The 16492-nt window shown below is 59.5% G+C and carries 18 protein-coding genes; 6 read left to right on the plus strand and 12 right to left on the minus strand.

The genetic code is table 11. The features are described from left to right. Positions 1 to 3 precede the first annotated feature (3 nt). Complete coding sequence (gene gyrB / locus QQK25_RS14215; RefSeq protein ID WP_284188507.1) at positions 4 to 2475, plus strand: DNA topoisomerase (ATP-hydrolyzing) subunit B; 2472 nt, start codon at positions 4 to 6, stop codon at positions 2473 to 2475. Positions 2476 to 2856: 381 nt separating this feature from the next. On the opposite strand, the gene QQK25_RS14220 is transcribed toward gyrB, so the two are convergent. From QQK25_RS14220 to QQK25_RS14230, 3 genes are all read right to left on the minus strand, one after another. Next, complete coding sequence (locus QQK25_RS14220; RefSeq protein ID WP_284188508.1) at positions 2857 to 3333, minus strand: Mov34/MPN/PAD-1 family protein; 477 nt, start codon at positions 3331 to 3333, stop codon at positions 2857 to 2859. After that, positions 3321 to 4529, minus strand: a complete 1209-nt coding sequence (locus QQK25_RS14225; RefSeq protein ID WP_284188520.1) for a ThiF family adenylyltransferase — start codon at positions 4527 to 4529, stop codon at positions 3321 to 3323. Before QQK25_RS14225 ends, QQK25_RS14220 begins: the two co-directional genes overlap by 13 nt. 362 nt (positions 4530 to 4891) lie before the next feature. Beyond that, on the minus strand, positions 4892 to 5134 hold the full coding sequence (locus QQK25_RS14230; protein ID WP_148580832.1) for a helix-turn-helix domain-containing protein: 243 nt from the start codon (positions 5132 to 5134) through the stop codon (positions 4892 to 4894). 168 nt (positions 5135 to 5302) lie between these two features. On the opposite strand from QQK25_RS14230, the gene QQK25_RS14235 reads away from it, so the two are divergent. The 3 genes from QQK25_RS14235 (at position 5303) to QQK25_RS14245 (ending at position 7508) form a co-directional block, all read left to right on the plus strand. After that, entirely contained in the window at positions 5303 to 5731 is a 429-nt protein-coding gene (locus QQK25_RS14235) for a hypothetical protein (protein ID WP_148580831.1), read from the plus strand. A gap of 118 nt (positions 5732 to 5849) precedes the next feature. Further along, the gene (locus QQK25_RS14240) at positions 5850 to 6491 is read left to right on the plus strand and encodes an HAD family hydrolase (RefSeq protein ID WP_284188509.1); all 642 of its coding nucleotides are present in this window, start codon (positions 5850 to 5852) and stop codon (positions 6489 to 6491) included. A 99-nt stretch (positions 6492 to 6590) separates the two neighbouring features. Beyond that, positions 6591 to 7508, plus strand: coding sequence for a hypothetical protein (locus tag QQK25_RS14245; RefSeq protein ID WP_284188510.1), 918 nt, complete (start codon positions 6591 to 6593; stop codon positions 7506 to 7508). Here QQK25_RS14245 and cueR read toward each other — a convergent pair. Both cueR and QQK25_RS14255 read right to left on the minus strand, forming a co-directional pair. Then, on the minus strand, positions 7461 to 7904 hold the full coding sequence (cueR, locus tag QQK25_RS14250; protein ID WP_148580828.1) for a Cu(I)-responsive transcriptional regulator: 444 nt from the start codon (positions 7902 to 7904) through the stop codon (positions 7461 to 7463). The genes QQK25_RS14245 and cueR overlap by 48 nt on opposite strands. Beyond that, positions 7901 to 10321 carry a heavy metal translocating P-type ATPase gene (locus QQK25_RS14255; RefSeq protein ID WP_284188511.1) on the minus strand — a complete coding sequence of 807 codons (2421 nt, stop codon included), beginning with the start codon at positions 10319 to 10321 and terminating at the stop codon, positions 7901 to 7903. Before QQK25_RS14255 ends, cueR begins: the two co-directional genes overlap by 4 nt. Positions 10322 to 10574: 253 nt before the next feature. Here QQK25_RS14255 and QQK25_RS14260 point away from each other — a divergent pair, with 253 nt between their 5' ends. Together QQK25_RS14260 and copK are read left to right on the plus strand one after the other, a co-directional pair. Then, entirely contained in the window at positions 10575 to 10949 is a 375-nt protein-coding gene (locus QQK25_RS14260; RefSeq protein WP_284188512.1) for a hypothetical protein, read from the plus strand. 228 nt (positions 10950 to 11177) lie between these two features. Next, on the plus strand, positions 11178 to 11465 hold the full coding sequence (gene copK / locus QQK25_RS14265; RefSeq protein ID WP_284188513.1) for a periplasmic Cu(I)/Cu(II)-binding protein CopK: 288 nt from the start codon (positions 11178 to 11180) through the stop codon (positions 11463 to 11465). A gap of 105 nt (positions 11466 to 11570) precedes the next feature. Here the strand turns inward: copK and QQK25_RS14270 are convergent, their stop codons facing one another. The 7 genes from QQK25_RS14270 to QQK25_RS14300 form a co-directional block, all read right to left on the minus strand. Further along, positions 11571 to 12836, minus strand: coding sequence for a type II restriction enzyme NmeDI-related protein (locus QQK25_RS14270; protein ID WP_284188514.1), 1266 nt, complete (start codon positions 12834 to 12836; stop codon positions 11571 to 11573). A gap of 97 nt (positions 12837 to 12933) precedes the next feature. Further along, positions 12934 to 14229, minus strand: coding sequence for an HD-GYP domain-containing protein (locus tag QQK25_RS14275; RefSeq protein ID WP_284188515.1), 1296 nt, complete (start codon positions 14227 to 14229; stop codon positions 12934 to 12936). Between the two features lie 9 nt (positions 14230 to 14238). After that, positions 14239 to 14907, minus strand: coding sequence for a flagellar basal body rod protein FlgB (gene flgB, locus QQK25_RS14280; protein WP_284188516.1), 669 nt, complete (start codon positions 14905 to 14907; stop codon positions 14239 to 14241). A gap of 6 nt (positions 14908 to 14913) precedes the next feature. Beyond that, positions 14914 to 15162: a hypothetical protein gene (locus QQK25_RS14285; RefSeq protein ID WP_235943683.1), complete on the minus strand. Its 249-nt coding sequence runs from the start codon at positions 15160 to 15162 to the stop codon at positions 14914 to 14916. A gap of 46 nt (positions 15163 to 15208) precedes the next feature. After that, positions 15209 to 15460, minus strand: a complete 252-nt coding sequence (locus QQK25_RS14290; protein WP_169148669.1) for a hypothetical protein — start codon at positions 15458 to 15460, stop codon at positions 15209 to 15211. A gap of 143 nt (positions 15461 to 15603) precedes the next feature. After that, entirely contained in the window at positions 15604 to 15894 is a 291-nt protein-coding gene (locus QQK25_RS14295) for a hypothetical protein (RefSeq protein ID WP_284188517.1), read from the minus strand. 55 nt (positions 15895 to 15949) lie between these two features. Continuing rightward, positions 15950 to 16300, minus strand: coding sequence for a hypothetical protein (locus tag QQK25_RS14300; protein WP_284188518.1), 351 nt, complete (start codon positions 16298 to 16300; stop codon positions 15950 to 15952). Between the last annotated feature and the right edge of the window lie 192 nt (positions 16301 to 16492).

Below are 16492 nucleotides of genomic sequence, written 5' to 3' on the forward strand. Positions count from 1 at the left end.
ACCATGTCCGATACGCAACAACCCGCCGCCGCCGACAACTACGACGAATCCAGCATCCAGCAGCTCGAAGGGCTGGAGGCCGTACGCAAGCGGCCCGGGATGTACATCGGCGACACCTCCGACGGCACCGGCCTGCACCACATGGTCTTCGAAGTGGTGGATAACGCCATCGACGAAGCCCTCGCCGGCCACTGCGACGACATCGTGATCACCATCCACGCCGACAACTCCATCTCGGTCACCGACAACGGCCGCGGCATCCCGGTCGGCGTCAAGATGGACGACAAGCACGAACCCAAGCGCTCCGCCGCCGAAATCGTGATGTGCGTGCTCCACGCCGGCGGCAAGTTCAACCAGAACAGCTACAAGGTCTCGGGCGGCCTGCACGGCGTGGGCGTCTCGTGCGTCAATGCGCTCTCCAAGTGGTTGCGCCTCACCGTGTCCCGCGACGGCCACAAGCACTTCATGGAGTTCAACCGCGGCCACGCCGTGGATCGCGTCATCGAAGTCGTCGACGGCATCGAGACCAGCCCCCTCAAGGTCCTCGGCGAAACCAGCAAGCGCGGCACCAAGGTGCACTACCTCGCCGACGAAGAGATCTTCGGCACCGTCGAATACCACTACGAAATCCTCGCCAAGCGTCTGCGCGAGCTGTCCTTCCTCAACAACGGCGTCAAGATCCGCCTGGTGGACCAGCGCAACGGCAAGGAAGAGGATTTCGCCTTCGCGGGCGGCGTCTCCGGCTTCGTGGATTACATCAACCGCGCCAAGTCGGTGCTCCACCCCACCGTCTTCCACTCCAGCGGCGAATCCATCCAGAACGGCGTGCCCATCACCGTCGAAGTGGCCATGCAATGGAACGACAGCTACGCCGAACAGGTGCTGTGCTTCACCAACAACATCCCCCAGGCGGATGGCGGCACCCACCTCACCGGCCTGCGCGCCGCGATGACCCGCGTCATCAACAAGTACATCGAAGAAAACGAGATCGCCAAGAAGGCCAAGGTGGATATCTCCGGCGACGACATGCGCGAAGGCCTCGCCTGCGTGCTCTCCGTCAAGATGCCCGACCCCAAGTTCGCCTCCCAGACCAAGATGAAGCTGGTCTCCGGCGAAGCCCGCCCGGCGGTTGAAGAAGTCGTCGCGCAAAAGCTCGCCGACTTCCTCCTCGAGCGCCCCATCGACGCCAAAACCATCTGCGGCAAGATCGTCGAAGCCTCCCGCGCCCGCGAAGCCGCCCGCCGCGCCCGCGAGATGACCCGCCGCAAGGGCGTGCTCGACGGCGTCGGCCTGCCCGGCAAGCTCGCCGACTGCCAGGAAAAAGACCCCGCCCTGTGCGAGATCTACATCGTCGAGGGTGATTCCGCAGGCGGCTCCGCCAAGCAGGGCCGCGACCGCAAGTTCCAGGCGATCCTCCCGCTGCGCGGCAAGGTGCTCAACGTCGAGCGCGCCCGCTTCGACAAGCTCATCAGCTCCGAGCAGATCACCACCCTCATCACCGCGCTCGGCACCAGCATCGGCGCCGACGACTTCAAGCCCGAAAAGCTCCGCTACCACCGCATCATCCTGATGACCGATGCGGACGTGGATGGCGCGCACATCCGCACCCTGCTGCTCACCTTCTTCTACCGCCAGATGCGCGAGCTCGTCGAGCGCGGCCACATCTACATCGCCCAGCCGCCGCTCTACAAGATCAAGCACGGCAAGAACGAGATGTACATCAAGGACGACAACGAGCTCAACGCCCACCTGCTCAAGCTCGGCCTTGAAGGCGCCGCCCTCACCCCGCGTGAAGGCGCCGAGCCGATCCGCGACGAAGCCCTCGCCGGCCTCGCCCGCACCTACCTGCTCGCCGAAGGCGTGATCCGCCGCCTTGCCGACTGGATCGACTCCGACGTCCTCCACGCCCTGCTCGCCACCGACCTGCCCCTGTCGGTCGACGACGAAGCCGCCACCCGCGACTCCGCCGCCCGCCTGCAGGCCGCCGTCGGCACCGACATCACCATCGAAGCCAACTACAACGAAGCCACCGAAGCCTGGACGCTCGATCTGGCTCGCATGCACCACGGCAACCGCAAGGTCAGCCAGATCGACGGCGACTTCCTGCGCTCCGGCGACTACCGCACCATCCGCCAGGCCACCGAGTCCATCTCCGGTCTCATCGGCCCGGGCGCCGTCATGCGCCGCGGCGAGAAACAGCAGGTCGTCACCAGCTTCGCCGACGCCATCAGCTGGATGCTCTCCGAAGTCGAACGCGGCATCTCCAAGCAGCGCTACAAAGGCCTCGGCGAAATGAACCCCGAGCAGCTCTGGGAAACCACCATGGACCCGGCCGTCCGCCGCCTGCTCCGCGTCCAGATCGACGACGCCATCGCCGCCGACGAAATCTTCGCCACCCTCATGGGCGACAACGTCGAACCCCGCCGCGCGTTCATCGAAGAAAACGCGCTGTATGCGCGGAATCTGGATGTGTGACGTTGTCGGTTGACACGGTTAGTGAAATTCTTGCCAAGATAGTGAAATATTGGTGACAGAGATAATGAAAAAAGCTCCCGAGGGAGCTTTTTTCATGGGCGTATAGAAGTGGAAAAGCCTGAACTTCGACCAAACCAGTCATACGCCCAATGCGCTGATTTGGTCAGCAATACGTTTCGTACCTGTCGTTCAGTTATTGAGCACAGCACCAGATAGAAGTCCACTCACTCGAAGTTTTGCCATTGCCAACAGTGTGCCAAGGCCAGCGATGCAGAAGACCCCCAGGATCAAAGCCGAATGGCTGCACTTGGTGAAGGGGTGCATGGCACATCCTGCAAATTCGACGGCCAAGTATCGGGACGCTATTGGTTCGATGGACCCCTATTCCACGGGGATAAACACCGAACCGCAGCCTGAACTCGGCACCAATTCGATATACAGAGCTTTTCGACCGACGATGACTGCAAGCATAGCCCTCCTGTCCCGACGCTTCTCTGATAAGCGGTTCCATTCCGATCTATCTAGGCCAGAAGGATGGGGATAGTCTTCAGGATGGGTGTGCCATTCGCCCAGATAGCGAACGGTGCCCTGACTCGCCCCCCATCGAGACATAGCGATGGCTTCGTGGCCAAATGGCATCCGCTCGAACAGGTAGCGAAACCGTCTGTCCCATGCAGTGGGAGCCGTTGCTTGCTCGATGAGCATGTGCGTTCCATGGACTGAACCGAGTAGAAGCCCGCCGGCTTCGCAGTCAGAATCACTGGCCTGAACATGCTGTCGGAAGGTCTCCAGCGTGGACTTCGAGAAATGCAGCAGCGTTCTGTTGTCGTCAGCCGCCCATGAACTCATGAACAGCATAAGGGGCATTCCCGATCCCGCAGCGGATCGCAATCGGGTGTGGCAAGCTGCTGGGCGCGGTCGATCAACCTGGTTCGCAACGCGGGGGAATAGACGCCGTTGACCCAATCAAGGGTCATCTCAGCGCCCAGGCTGGCAGCGTGCACCGACACCGAAGCGGGGAACGGCACGTACAAGCCCTCGCATCCATGCCCCGCCAAAATGGCAGGAAGAGGATCAATGGTAGAACGGAGCTCGCCTCGTCTGTTGCTATGCCAAAGACATCGATAGCACGCATTAGATGCTTTCGTCCTCAGGAGCGCACGGACAGCCGTTCCCGGCCCCTCGATCCAGACCGAAAGCATGGGAGTCGGAGGCGGATAGCGGCCGCACAGCCAATGCCCGAGGGATTCTTCCCCGGTGGCATCTATGAGCAGGTCCAGCTCTCCCAGTTGGGCCTGCCTGACATCCACGGGCAGCGCACGAATCTCGGCGCCTGGCGCCAAGCGCTTGAGTTCCTTCGCCATAGCCTCGGCTTTGTTCGACAGCAGGTCCGGGAATCCCAGGCGATGACGCCCGATGTTTTGCGGGAGAAGGTAGTCGAAATCCACCAACGTGAGTTTTCCGCCGCATGTCCCCGCCCCAGCCTTGACGAGCATGTCTGAAAGATAGCCGCCGATCGTACCGCACCCAACGACGGCGATGTTCTTCCCTGCAAGCGTCTTCGATTTCGGCATGTTCCGCTGGGCAAGGTACCGATCGTCAATTCTGACCACCGAAATGGGCATCACCTTCAACCCATAGATCGAATCCCTGCGATCTGCGAGCTTGCTCTTCTTGACCGGACGTTGGCGATCATAGAGAACCACAAAGCCATAGGTCATCAACGGCGATTCGATAACTATCAGGACACCGTTGGCCTTTTTCCTTTCCCCTTCCTTTATACGCTCGTGAATCTTGCGCCGACACCGGGGGTCAAGGGTGCTTTGCCACGCCAAGATATCTCCCACTGTTTCAGGAGGCCAATGGCCGGTCAGAGGACGGGGTTGAGCACCAGTTTTTACCCGGTAAGTCAGTACCGTCCTATCGGTGACTTGGTAGCCGAGCGACTTCAGTTTCTCTGTTGTTCGATCTTCGTTATCGGTAATGAACCACAATGGGCTTCCATTGGCCTGCGCAACGATGCAGTTCTGTCGCCCTAAATCCTCACCTTGCATGTCCACGAAACAAAGCCCGCCGTGCCAATAGTGCGTATTCCGAGGAAACCGTCCACTCATAACGATCTGAAACCCTCCACGTGTTCCAGCCGCAAACCCTCCACCGATAACAATGCATGCCGCCACGCTCACCCTAACGGGCTTGGGAGCGTTTTCTTTTATCGTATTTGGGGAAGTCCGTGGAGGGCAAAGCCCGGAGCGGACTTCCCCGTACAGCACAATTCTTTCGGCTGCACAATCCTGCTTCAGCGGTAGTCCCTCACCCGCAAGTGCCAGGTGACGGGCGTCTCTGTGGTGGCCCAAGGGATGTGATCGTTGAGTTCAACACCACTCCACCCCTTGCCGAGCACCGGGAACCGACCCTATGGCAACAGCAAGACGTGGACATCTATCTGCAAAGCGTTTGCAAGACGTTCAATGTTGTCGATCGAGATATTTCGTACTTGGCGTTCAACGTGCGCCACGAAGGTGCGATGCAAGCCAGATTCCAACGCGAGATCTTCCTGAGACCATCCCCGTTCCTTGCGGAGGCGAACTATGTTCATCGCAAGGAGCTCACGCGCCGTTGGCGCGCGTGAACTAGACGATGATTCGCTGACTGGCATTGAATCAGTGTCTCGGAATGATGCTTTTAAGTCAGCCGCGTTTACGTCACAATATTGCCCCTCCCGACATATTCAGTTCCTACTGAGTTCACGGAAAACGTCCTCACCCGGCCAACGCGATCATTCGATTAATTGGTCACGCGCCGCTACTGAAAGTCTCGAATCGCAATGTTTATTACTGACGTGTCAGCTCATCATCCTTTCATGTCGGGCCTTCTTGGCACTGGAAAAGATGCTTGGCGGGCGGTGGGTATCACTACGCCCAATGAATGGTTTTACGTGAGTTATGCTGTTTTTACACAGGAAGGGCGTTTTTCCGAAACAGTGATGATTTCCAATCCTGCGAACGAGTTGGTAGCTTTTTTTGATCGGGAGAGCAAAGGTGTTTCAATCGTTGGCATCCAACTCGTTAGCCCGCCGTTTTTGAACGGTTCGGCTCACTGGAAGATGGAGCCATTGATCCGAATCTGGAAAAAGCCGTCCGACCCGTTGGCGCACGTGTATGAGGTCGCTGATGGTAAGCAGTACTGCAGCGCTTACGGCACATGGGACATCTCCGAGTATGAATTCTGGAAGGAGTTCACTTCACTCCAGTGATCGCCCAGAGCCTGGATCTGAATGAGGTGCAGATCTGGATGGTCCGTTCAACACCAAAGATCTGGCGCAACTTGTTCTTGGCGGACGGAAGTCACTTTCTGGATCACCCTCCCACCATATGATCAAGGCGATCGTGTTCGACGTGTTTGGTACGCTGGCTGAGATTGGAGATCGGCGCCGTCCATACGCACGGCTTTTGCGCCTCGCAGCGCAGGCCGGACGGATTTCGCGGCCCGACGATGCCGCGCGGATCATGAGCATAAACGGTGACATCTGGGCCATCGCGACGTGGCTTGGATTGGCTCTCTCGCCAGCCCTGTGCGATGAGCTTGCCGACGAGCTCGCGATTGAGATCAGCAGTATTCGACTTTATCCGGAGGTCGTTCCGGTCCTCCGTGCTTTGCAAAGACAAGGGTTGCAACTCGGATTGTGTAGCAATCTGGCCAAACCATACGCACCCCCTGTGTTGTCCCTTCTACCCTTTGAGTTCGATGCGTATGTATGGAGTTTCGAGGTAGGTGTTGTGAAGCCGGACCACCGGATCTACAGCACAGTTTGGCAGTCACTGGCGCTCAGTCCGGGCGAGGTGCTGATGGTCGGGGATACCTACGAGGCAGACTGCCTGGGGCCAAGGCGGGTTGGGATGCACGCAATCCACCTTGCTCGGAACCTGGCAAGCCCCGATCCCCGCTTTCTACGGTCACTATCCGACTTGCCTGCGTATCTGGCACTTCACGCTCCGCCATCCGTTCCGCAGTAGCCTTCGTGCCTCTCTTGGATCTTGAAACGATTCCGGAGCACTCACTAGCGCTCCGGAATCCATTAGCATCGCGCCGCACTCAACATGGAGGACGCATGCATGATCGGTATCGACAACAACACATGGTTAGTCTTCGAGGGGGTGAGCAACTATGGGCACGGGGTCTGGCCGACTCCAATAATCTCGATTGCCACGTTGATCACCTGCGACAGCGACTGGGGCAAGCTCCCCGCTTCAACTCGGCTGGACAATGCGCGACTGGTCTTTCGGGAGGATTCGTTCGACCCCGTCACTCGGGTGCGTCGAGGTCGCCTGTATGAGTGGCGGGACGGAGCCCTGAACCAGATGTGGTTCTTTCCTCCGCATCCGGCAGAGCCTCCAGATCGCAACAACATGTCGATGGACGGCAGGCTGCATCGAATGCTCTATACGTACCACCCTGCACGGATTTTCGGCTTGGCGTTCCCTCGCCCTGTGCGCGCCCAGTTGGTCCTGGGAACCCAGTCAGCCCCCACTGTCTGGCGGATTGTCTCCGTGGAGACCATCGCATCAGGCGAAGAGCTGATCACGCTGCACGCCCGTTCTACCTTTGGTTGTCTGCCCGAGTTGATCGACGACCATATCCCCAAACAAGCAAGCCCAGAGGTAACGACAATTCTGGACAAGGTGGCCGATGCGGCATTTCGCTCCAGTCCGGTCTCCTTGATCGATCTTTGTCGTGCCGCGACAACCACGGTCCTGGCGTACTGGCTCGAAGCATCCGGAGATGCCCCAAACAACGTCCACCACCTCGACTTGGGCGACTTGCTGAAAGCGTTCGAAAAACAGCAAGGCAACGGCAATACCCAGCCCCCGTCAGCAGCAGGTTCGGCCATCCGTCTGCTGCAGCGCTTTCACTCTCGCGGAAAACCCAACGAGCAAAAACGCTACAACACCCGGCCTCCCACGGAGGAGGATGCCCAGTTCGCCCTAAACGCCCTGGGCTTTCTGCTTCGAGAGCTGGGGTGGGCTCGATGATGCGGGCACGTGCCCGGCAAGCCCCTCAAGAATCGGACAATCAGGACGATCGTCACCGCAACAACTCTCCGACAGACGTACCAGTGCGTCGCGCATGGTGATGAGCGCCTGAATTCGCTCATCCAGATCGCTCAAGTGACTTTCCGCGAGTTGCTTCACCTCCGCACTGGAGCGCTCCCCGTCATACCAGAGCGACAGGAGCTGGCGAATCTGCTCCAGGGAGAACCCGAGATCACGGGCACTGCGGATGAACTTCAGCGTGTGCAGATCCCGCTCCTGATACTGCCGGTAGCCCGCTTCGGTCCGGGGGCTGTGGCCAATCAAGCCGATCTGCTCGTAGTGGCGGATCATCTTGGCCGAGACACCGCTGGCCTTGGCAACTGCTCCGATGTTCATGTCGCCTTCCTCTTATCCAATTTGACGGGGCGCCAACGCCGAAGAAGCAACGCGTTCGACACCACGCTGACGCTAGAGAATGCCATGGCAGCACCTGCAATGACCGGGTTCAGGAGTCCAGCGGCCGCCAGGGGAATGCCCACGACGTTGTAAACACAAGCCCAGAACAGGTTCTGCCGCATTTTGGCGTAGGTGCGACGGGAGATGTCGATGGTTGAAGCCACCAGCGCCAGATCGCCACGCATCAAGGTCACCCCGGCCGCGTGCATGGCCACGTCCGTTCCGGTTCCCATGGCGATGCCAATGTCGGCGGCAGCCAATGCCGGGGCATCATTGATGCCATCGCCGACCATGGCAACGACGTAGCCTTCCCGTTTCAAGGTTTCGATCTCCGCCGCCTTGTCCGCCGGCAGCACTTCGGCCAGACACTGATCGATTCCAAGCTCGGTTGCCACACCATGCGCAGCCCCACGACTGTCGCCGGTGATCAACGCGGTTCTGATGCCCATCTGCTTGAGGCAATCGATATTTGCCAACGCCCCTGGCTTCAGTCGGTCGCCGAAGGCGATCAAGCCCAGCACCGCCTGGGCGCCTTCCGACGCCAACCAGGATACAGTCCGCCCTTCGGCTTCGAGGTGCTTCGCGGTGTCGGCGAGATGGTCCATCATGAAGCCGCGCTCCTGCATCAATCGGGCATTGCCAAGAACGTAGTGTGTTCCATCAATTTCGCCAGCAAGACCGCGTCCGGGTAAGGCCTGAACGAACCGGGCGCTCGTCGGACTCAGTCCGGCGTCCTGGGCAGCCTTGCCCACGGCTCGGGCCAGGGGATGCTCGCTACTCAACTGAAGACTGGCAGCAAGGCTGAGTAGACACTGGGCATCACCGCCACCGGATTCGAGGGCCACGACCTGAGGCTTGCCTTCAGTTAGGGTGCCGGTCTTGTCGAAGACGATGGCCGTCACTTTGTGCGCCACTTCCAGCGCTTCCGCATCCTTCACCAGAATGCCGTGTCGCGCGGCCACACCCGTACCCGCCATGAGCGCAGTAGGCGTGGCAAGACCCAATGCACACGGACAGGCAATCACGAGCACGGCGACGGCGTTGATAATCGCCGTCTCGACATCACCGCCGTAAGCCCACCATCCGCCAAAGGTCAGCAGCGCGATGAGCATGACCACCGGGACAAACACCGCACTCACCCGGTCCACCAGGCGCTGAATGGGTGCCTTGGCCGACTGGGCACTCTCAACCAACCGGATGATCCGGGCCAAAGTGGTTTCCGTACCGATGGCCGTTGTCTGCACCAGCAGCAAGCCGTCAGCATTGATCGCACCGCCACTGACACGATCGCCAGGCTGCTTCGGAACCGGCAGGCTTTCACCGGTCAACATGGACTCGTCCAAGTGGCTGCACCCCTCCACAATCTGGCCATCCACTGCTACCCGCTCACCGGGTTTCACAACAACCACATCGCCCACGCGGACCGCATCGATGGCGATCTCCCGGTCACCGTCGCCAGTACGAATGCGGGCGACGGCAGGCCGCAGCGCCTGAAGCGCACGGATTGCTTCGGTAGTTTGCCGCTTGGCCCTGGCCTCAAGCCACTTGCCCAGCAGGACCAGCGTGATGACAACCGCGGAGGCTTCAAAATACAGGTGAGGCATCTCACCGCCTGTCGGCTTTGCCAGGAGATATACGCTGAGTCCGTAGGCCGCAGTCGTTCCAAGGGCCACCAAGAGATCCATGTTCCCGCTACCGGCACGCAGTGCCTTCCAGCCTGCACGGTAGAAACGCAGCCCCAGCCAGAACTGAACAGGGGTTGCCAACAACAACTGCACCCAGCCGGGCAGCATCCAATGTGCGCCGAAGAGATCAGTCAGCATCGGAATCACGAGCGGAAGGGAGAGGGTCGCCGCAACTGCAACAGGCCACCATTCGGCACCCTGGCGGACTGATGCTGCGGTAGCTGGGGAGCCCTCCGTCTGCAATGCGGCATCGTAACCCGCTTTCCGGACGGCCTCGATCAGGGCCGAGGTAGGCACGCCACGAGTCAGCGTGACATGCGCTTGTTCAGTGGCGAGGTTGACGACGGCACTCACGACACCGGGAACCCCGGCCAGAACCTTCTCCACTCGCGCGGCGCAACTGCTGCACGTCATCCCCGTGATCGCCAAAACCCGGTTTTCCTCAGGGACATGGAAACCCGCCTTCTCAATCGCCTGGCGCACGGTCGCCAGATCAACGACCGAGTCGGACTCCAGCAACGCCGATTCGGTAGAGAAACTGACGGTGGCCCTGGAAATGCCGGGCAAGCGACCCAGCAGCTTTTCTACGCGGGCAGCGCAACTGCTGCAGGTCATGCCCTCAATGCCGATCGACAGCGCCTGACCTGACAATGTGGTGATGGACGAACCCATGATGCAACTCCTGTTGAGGTGACAGGAGCAGGCTAGACCTTGCCATCATGGGAAGGTCAACGGTGCCGGAGCGCATTTTTTCACTTTGCAATTGGGACAACGGTGGAGCGATCCCCCTCAGGGAATCTGGATGAAGCTCCTGTTCCTGACACGAAGGTGACGCAATTGTCACCCCCATGTTCGGGTCTCGTAAGGGTCGGTAGCGCATGCTTCAACTGCAGGCTCACTCATGACCGAACCAAAGGAGAAAATCATGAAACTCATTTCCACCGTATTTGCTGCGCTGCTGCTCGCTGCCGGCGCTGCCCATGCTGACCTTAACGACAAGGACAATCACGTTGAAGGCGTTGGCGGACACACCCTCAACGAACTGCAAAAGCAAGGCAAGCCCACCGCTGCCGACGTAAAGAAGGAACGCGATCTGCAGAAGAACTGGGATCGGGAGAAGGACAACCACATGGAGGGGGTTGGCGGTCATGCCCTCCATGAAGCCAAGAAGATGCCGCCGGCAACAAAGGAAAGCCAGGCCAAAAAGCGCGAAGCCGAAAAGACCTTGGATCGGGGTAAGGACAACCACGAAGAAGGTGTGGGCGGACACGGCCTCTACGAAGCGACCAAGGGCAAGTAGCCCCGACGAGACTCACTTGTAGATCCGACGCGACCACATTCGCGCCTGTTACTCAAGCCCTGACACTCAGTCGGGACTGCCAACAGCCGCGTTTCATCCAGCAACAAAGCGGCCCGACAACATAACAAGCCGCTGACAAAACTGTCATCGGACGGTTTGGCTCCCGTAAGGAGCCAACGTCCATCATAGAAGTGCAGGATCACCTGCACACAACCAAAGGAGAGAGAAATGCTAAAGAAAATGTTGGTCGTGGCCGCGCTGAGCGTCATAGGTACAACGGGTGCATTCGCTTCTGATGAGGCGCGGGCGGCAGCGAAAGAGGTCATCGAGCTGAAAGATGGCTCGACGGTTTATATCTTCAAGGACGGGAAAATGGCCATGGAAGACAAGTACGGCCGTGCGACTCGCATGAAGCAAGAAACCGTCATGGAAACCAAGGATGGCCGGAAGGTCATCATGCATGGCGATGAGGTCATGCGGCTTGACTCGCTACTACGACATGGCGATGGGAGCTAGTTCTTCCGTTGCCGCCTGAATGGCATGAGAGCCCTCAATGCACCCTGAGGCAGCTTGGGGGCTCACGAGATTCATTGTCGATGGCGACTAGTCTCAAAATGCACATCAGAACATTCTGGCGATGGCTTCCACAGGCTTGATGCCAACTCCGAACCGGGCGATGGCTTCCCGGTGTTGGCGTAGCTCTCCGTACGGTAGGTAGCGGATGTTGAGCTCCCTAACCTGTGAGAAGGCCGGCCTCAGCACCTGCTGCCGGACATCGGCCTCTCGTTCATCCGGAGCGACGAGGAATAGATGATGGCGCTGGGCCGCGCCACCGGACAAAGCCAGATCCAGCAGCCGAACGATGCCGGAGTAGATCGAGGTCGTATGTTCGACCTCGAATGCCGCCACCACTGTGCCGGATTCTCGTTCCAGCCAGATCACATCGATGAGCCGCACCGCGTCAGCTCCTTCATTTTGCAAGGCCAGGGGCAAGACCGTGAGGCACCCATCGGCGAGGCGCCCTCCGTTATAGGGCCGACTCTGGTCGTTGCTGGCAATCCACACCGAGAACCCCAGGGCCAGCCCCAGGTCTCTCAGCCACCCTTGCACTTCGGTATGCCCCTCGTCGGAAACCCGATTCTTGTCGAGTTGCTTGGCAAAGGCGGCGGTTTCCTCCCGGACTGCGGCCAGATCCTTGGCCCAGGCATCGGTTGCCTTGGCATCTCCCTCGGCGGGCGGCAAGGGATAGCGCTCCATGCCCAGATCGAACATGAGCCCGGCAACCGCGCCCAGATCATTGGACAGAAGATCCCGGTGGCGCTGATTGAACTCGATGAGTCCCTGCCGCATCGCAAGGTAATGATCCCAACGCCCAAGCTTGACGGCAGCGCCGGTCAACGCGTTGTAGCCTTTGACGATGGCGGTATTGAACGGGACGACGATCGTCGGGTGAATGAAGTAAAGCAGGTTGGCCGCGGCGGGGCCGAGGCCTTTGATGCTCTTGGCTTCGAGCGTGCGGATCGCCTGGAGCACGTCGGCCTCCTTGGTGCAGCAGTGGCACGCATGCAGCAGCCGTCCAAAGGCGCGTTGATTGTCCCGGTCTTCGTAGATGTCCGGAATCCGCAGTTTGGGCTTCCACAGGAACGCATGATCGGCCCCCTTGAAGATCTGACGCTGCTCGGCAATCGAGGCCACGACCGTTTGGAGGGATGATCCTCGATAGACGTTGCCGAACGAGCCTTCGTCGATCTCCTTGATGACCTGGCCGATTCCACGTCGGATCGAGCGGAAGTTCTTCAGTCGTTCGGGCCACAAGAACCAGGACTGGTACGTTCCATTCGGGTCTTGCTTCCAGCGATCAATCAAGAGACGGGTGGTTTCAGGCATGAAGATGGAAGGCAAAACAGGTAATCGATCAGGGTATCACCAACCGAAGGCTCGACGGGACTCGCACCAACCGAACACGTCCTGCGCCTGGCGTGAACTACACAACCGGCGGCAAGACGCCCAGCTTGAAGTAGCGCAACAGCGCCTCATGCAGACGTTGTCGTAATTCGTTCGTCTCTGCCTGCGTGATCGTGACGTACAACGCAGGGGCGATATCCATGAAAGCGGTCGCGATGCGCGGATCAAAGTGACTTCCGGATTCGTGCAGGATGATCTGCATGGCCTCGTCGAGCCCCATCGGCGACTTGTAGGAGCGCTCGGAAGTGAGCGCATCGAACACGTCCACGACGGCGAAGATCCGGGCGATCAGGGGAATTTCCTCACCGCGCAAACCATCGGGGTAACCTTTTCCGTCCAGACGTTCGTGGTGGTGCCGGATGATCACGGCAGCCTCCTGCAACCAGGGGTTTCCGGTGACGATCTCAGTACCGAGGACCGGATGCGTCTGCATGACCTGGAGTTCGGCGGGCGTCAGAGAGCCCCCCTTCAGGAGGATACTGTCGGGAATCCCGATCTTGCCCACGTCGTGCAGAAAGGCACCGGCAACCAGATGCGAGATGTCCTCCGCCGATACCCCCAGTGCTTCAGCCAAACCGATCGCGTAGAGCGTGACCCGATAGTTGTGGGCATCGGTACCGGAATCCTTCTTGGCCACGGCGTTCCCCAGGGAGCGGATCAGCGACAGGTTCGAGTCCAGCAAGGAACGAGACAAGTCCGTTGAGCGTCGCAGCATGGCCAGCATCAGGGGATACAGGACAAACGCTGTCGCCACCACGGCGCCGACAGCGGTAAGCGCCCCCGTGCGAACCTGATCCCGCTGAGCTTGGACAGTTTCCGCATCGAGCCGGCTGACGGTCCTCACATACCCAACAAGACGGCCATCGCTACCGGAGATCGGGACAACGACGTGGATCAGATGCTCGGAACCCACTTCGATCCAGGTACGGTGGATCTGATGTCGCTCGGGACGCTTCAAGGCTTGGGCACGGAGCACGTCTATCAGCGAAACGGCGCTACTCCCCCAGTTCTCGTAAACCTGATCGCCATCACCATCAAAGACCTGCAGCCCGACAAAACGACTTTTGTCCAGCAAGCGCTCCAGTTCGTCATGGCCGTCAGGCCGGCCGGCGCTAACAATCATCTGCATCGCAGGCGTGGCGAAATGGCGGGCGCTGCGGGTGGCCTGCTCCAGTGCAGCCTGTTCCGCCCGGTAGGTTTCAACGAAATAAGCAACACCACCGGCAATCAGCGCAACCACGGTCGCAGCCAACCCAAGCCTGATGGTCAGCATCCCGTGCAACTGGCCAGGGGTTTCTGGCAACGGGCGGCTCATGTCAGCTTTTCACTTCAGGCTCTGGAGCATTTCGATTTCGTGTTTGAAGTGCCCACTCACCCGGTCCATTGCAAACTGGTGCATCACCGTGTTCTCCGCGAACTTGGCCCGCTCGACATCCATTTCGACCGTGTTCCCATCGATACTGCCTTGGCTGGGGACATGGTATTTCAGTGGGATGGGAGGCTGGGTGCCGGTGCTTTGTCCTGACAAGTGCCCCCCCGAGGTCGTGGTCAGGGATACAGGAGGCACATTCGCCGCCGCCTGGGCGTTACGTAGTGCTTCTTGGAAATCGATGTCAACGGCCTTGTAGCCGGGGGTATCGGCGTTGGCAATATTTGACGCGATGATTTGCTGTCGATAAGCCCTCAACCCCAAGGCGAGTTGCTGAAAATCATGACTTGGGTGCCCCGACCCCACCAGCGGGATGTGACGGCGTTGAAAGCCATCTCCCAGCGAGGGCCATGCATCGCGGTGTGCCGAATTCTGTGCTCCATCGGCACTGGATGCCGGACTGGGCGTCCCAGACAAGACCGTGCCGGGCGTTCTGCCCATGACCTGTGAAAGAGCGGCGGCAAAAGAAGTAGTGCCACTCCCCGAACTGGTGTGAGCACTGTGTCCAGCATCCGAGCTCGGCTGAACCGGCCCAGGACTTCCAATTCCGGTGACGGGTGGCATGGCAACTTACTCCTGTTCGTTCATGATCAGGATGGCCTTCACCGGATCGATCGGTCCGGTCTCGTGCCATTTGCTACTGAGCTTTGACGCGGGTGCCTTGTCCATACAGCCGTGGTTGCACTCCACGACCCAGCGCTTCATCAGCACCGCCTGGCAAAAGGAAAAGGCGATGGCCTCGGGCTTGCAGCCGACGGTCTCAGCCAGGATGCGGCAAGAACAACGGCTCCCGTGTTCATCGTGGGTTGGGGTTTTCATGTTCAAAACACCGAGGCCCCTACACGGGGCCTCTGAATGACTGCGTTTACTTCATGTCCCGCTGGTGGTTGTGACGCTTTGCATCCTTGGCCGGTGCCGCCTTTTCCCCCGTAGCCTCAGGGGCCGCCGCCGGGATACCGGTCTTTTCCGTCATGTGGGAATGGGGCTTCACCTTCTTCGGCGTGGTCTTCTCGGTTTGCTCGGCAGGTGCCTTGTCGGCATCCGCTGCCTGAGCGCCAAAAGACAGCGCCGCAACGGTGGCAATCAGCGCGGTCGAGAGAAAAGAATTGAGTTTCATTACAGCTTCTCCAAAAAAGGTATTCAGACAGTTCGAGATGCCGGTGGGCGGGTCCGACAAGGCCAGTTTGTGCTTCTGGAACCGTCAGGGACATGACCCGGTGATTACATTCCTGTCAGGTTTCTCTTGGCCGCTACGCACAGCTAGCGCTTCGGGAGCGCCGCCAGGAACGCCTTCTGAAATTCCAGCGTGCACGAAAGCAGTGCCGACCAGTGGTCCACCGCAATCCGGCCGCTTGCCGCGGTGAAACCCGCAACGTCTCCCTGCAACAGCACTTTGGGGTCTTGGTCAGCCTGATGCACCCACTTGTGCATCGTCTCGGTGGTCAATGTCGTCACCTGCTCGCCGTAGGTAAAGCCCAGGCGGCATAGTCCGGCCGCTACGTCGAGATTGGCTTGAAGACGCGCTCTCAGGTCTTCGTTCGCTTCTTGCATGATGTCCCCCTGTTTGAGCCGAACCGGCCGAGATTCGCGTCGGCTCGCCAATGACTTATTTACCAAGGCTCTCCGCCAGGTCGCGATGCCCCTTTTCCAGTGCCCGGGCCTCCTGGGCAGCTTCCTTGAGCTTCGCTTTCAAAGCGCCACAGTGCGATGCCCACATCCCGACATCGCCTTTCGGACGCCCCGAGTACGCGGTAACCATTTTTTCGTGTTGCTTGGCTTCGGCCTCATAACCAGCCGCTTTTTTCGCGAAGTAGTCCGCAATGCGCTGATGGTCCGCTGCCGTCGACGCGCTGGAGATGAACTCGGGCATCTCTGCAACGGGGGAAGTCGATGAGCAGGCGCCTAACGCAAGGATCAGCGCCGCACCGGCGAGTGTCGTACCTAGACTGCGTTTCATGGTGTCACCTCCTTGTGAGTCCACAGGATCAGTGTGCGATCCGGCGGCTGACAATGGGGTGACGCAGCCATTACATCCCTGTTCCTGGAATGTCAGGTGTAGTGGTCTAATTTCCTCGGACACCTCGATAGGTGGATCATCCACCCGTAGAGGAGAACTTGATGAAACAGAAACGCCGGGCGTTCGATGCGA

It is taken from the genome of Zoogloea oryzae (genome assembly GCF_030161255.1).
GTDB lineage: Bacteria > Pseudomonadota > Gammaproteobacteria > Burkholderiales > Rhodocyclaceae > Zoogloea > Zoogloea oryzae.

What these genes read in the sequence shown, in the direction of transcription:
- flgB (WP_284188516.1), bottom strand. Translation starts at nt 14,907, where the DNA reads ATGCCACCCGTCACCGGAATTGGAAGTCCTGGGCCGGTTCAGCCGAGC.
- cueR (WP_148580828.1), bottom strand. Translation starts at nt 7,904, where the DNA reads ATGAACATCGGAGCAGTTGCCAAGGCCAGCGGTGTCTCGGCCAAGATG.
- QQK25_RS14270 (WP_284188514.1), bottom strand. Translation starts at nt 12,836, where the DNA reads ATGCCTGAAACCACCCGTCTCTTGATTGATCGCTGGAAGCAAGACCCG.
- QQK25_RS14230 (WP_148580832.1), bottom strand. Translation starts at nt 5,134, where the DNA reads ATGCCAGTCAGCGAATCATCGTCTAGTTCACGCGCGCCAACGGCGCGT.
- QQK25_RS14290 (WP_169148669.1), bottom strand. Translation starts at nt 15,460, where the DNA reads ATGAAACTCAATTCTTTTCTCTCGACCGCGCTGATTGCCACCGTTGCG.
- QQK25_RS14245 (WP_284188510.1), top strand. Translation starts at nt 6,591, where the DNA reads ATGATCGGTATCGACAACAACACATGGTTAGTCTTCGAGGGGGTGAGC.
- QQK25_RS14240 (WP_284188509.1), top strand. Translation starts at nt 5,850, where the DNA reads ATGATCAAGGCGATCGTGTTCGACGTGTTTGGTACGCTGGCTGAGATT.
- copK (WP_284188513.1), top strand. Translation starts at nt 11,178, where the DNA reads ATGCTAAAGAAAATGTTGGTCGTGGCCGCGCTGAGCGTCATAGGTACA.
- QQK25_RS14285 (WP_235943683.1), bottom strand. Translation starts at nt 15,162, where the DNA reads ATGAAAACCCCAACCCACGATGAACACGGGAGCCGTTGTTCTTGCCGC.
- QQK25_RS14255 (WP_284188511.1), bottom strand. Translation starts at nt 10,321, where the DNA reads ATGGGTTCGTCCATCACCACATTGTCAGGTCAGGCGCTGTCGATCGGC.
- QQK25_RS14260 (WP_284188512.1), top strand. Translation starts at nt 10,575, where the DNA reads ATGAAACTCATTTCCACCGTATTTGCTGCGCTGCTGCTCGCTGCCGGC.
- QQK25_RS14300 (WP_284188518.1), bottom strand. Translation starts at nt 16,300, where the DNA reads ATGAAACGCAGTCTAGGTACGACACTCGCCGGTGCGGCGCTGATCCTT.
- QQK25_RS14220 (WP_284188508.1), bottom strand. Translation starts at nt 3,333, where the DNA reads ATGCTGTTCATGAGTTCATGGGCGGCTGACGACAACAGAACGCTGCTG.
- QQK25_RS14275 (WP_284188515.1), bottom strand. Translation starts at nt 14,229, where the DNA reads ATGAGCCGCCCGTTGCCAGAAACCCCTGGCCAGTTGCACGGGATGCTG.
- QQK25_RS14225 (WP_284188520.1), bottom strand. Translation starts at nt 4,529, where the DNA reads ATGCAAGGTGAGGATTTAGGGCGACAGAACTGCATCGTTGCGCAGGCC.
- QQK25_RS14295 (WP_284188517.1), bottom strand. Translation starts at nt 15,894, where the DNA reads ATGCAAGAAGCGAACGAAGACCTGAGAGCGCGTCTTCAAGCCAATCTC.
- QQK25_RS14235 (WP_148580831.1), top strand. Translation starts at nt 5,303, where the DNA reads ATGTTTATTACTGACGTGTCAGCTCATCATCCTTTCATGTCGGGCCTT.
- gyrB (WP_284188507.1), top strand. Translation starts at nt 4, where the DNA reads ATGTCCGATACGCAACAACCCGCCGCCGCCGACAACTACGACGAATCC.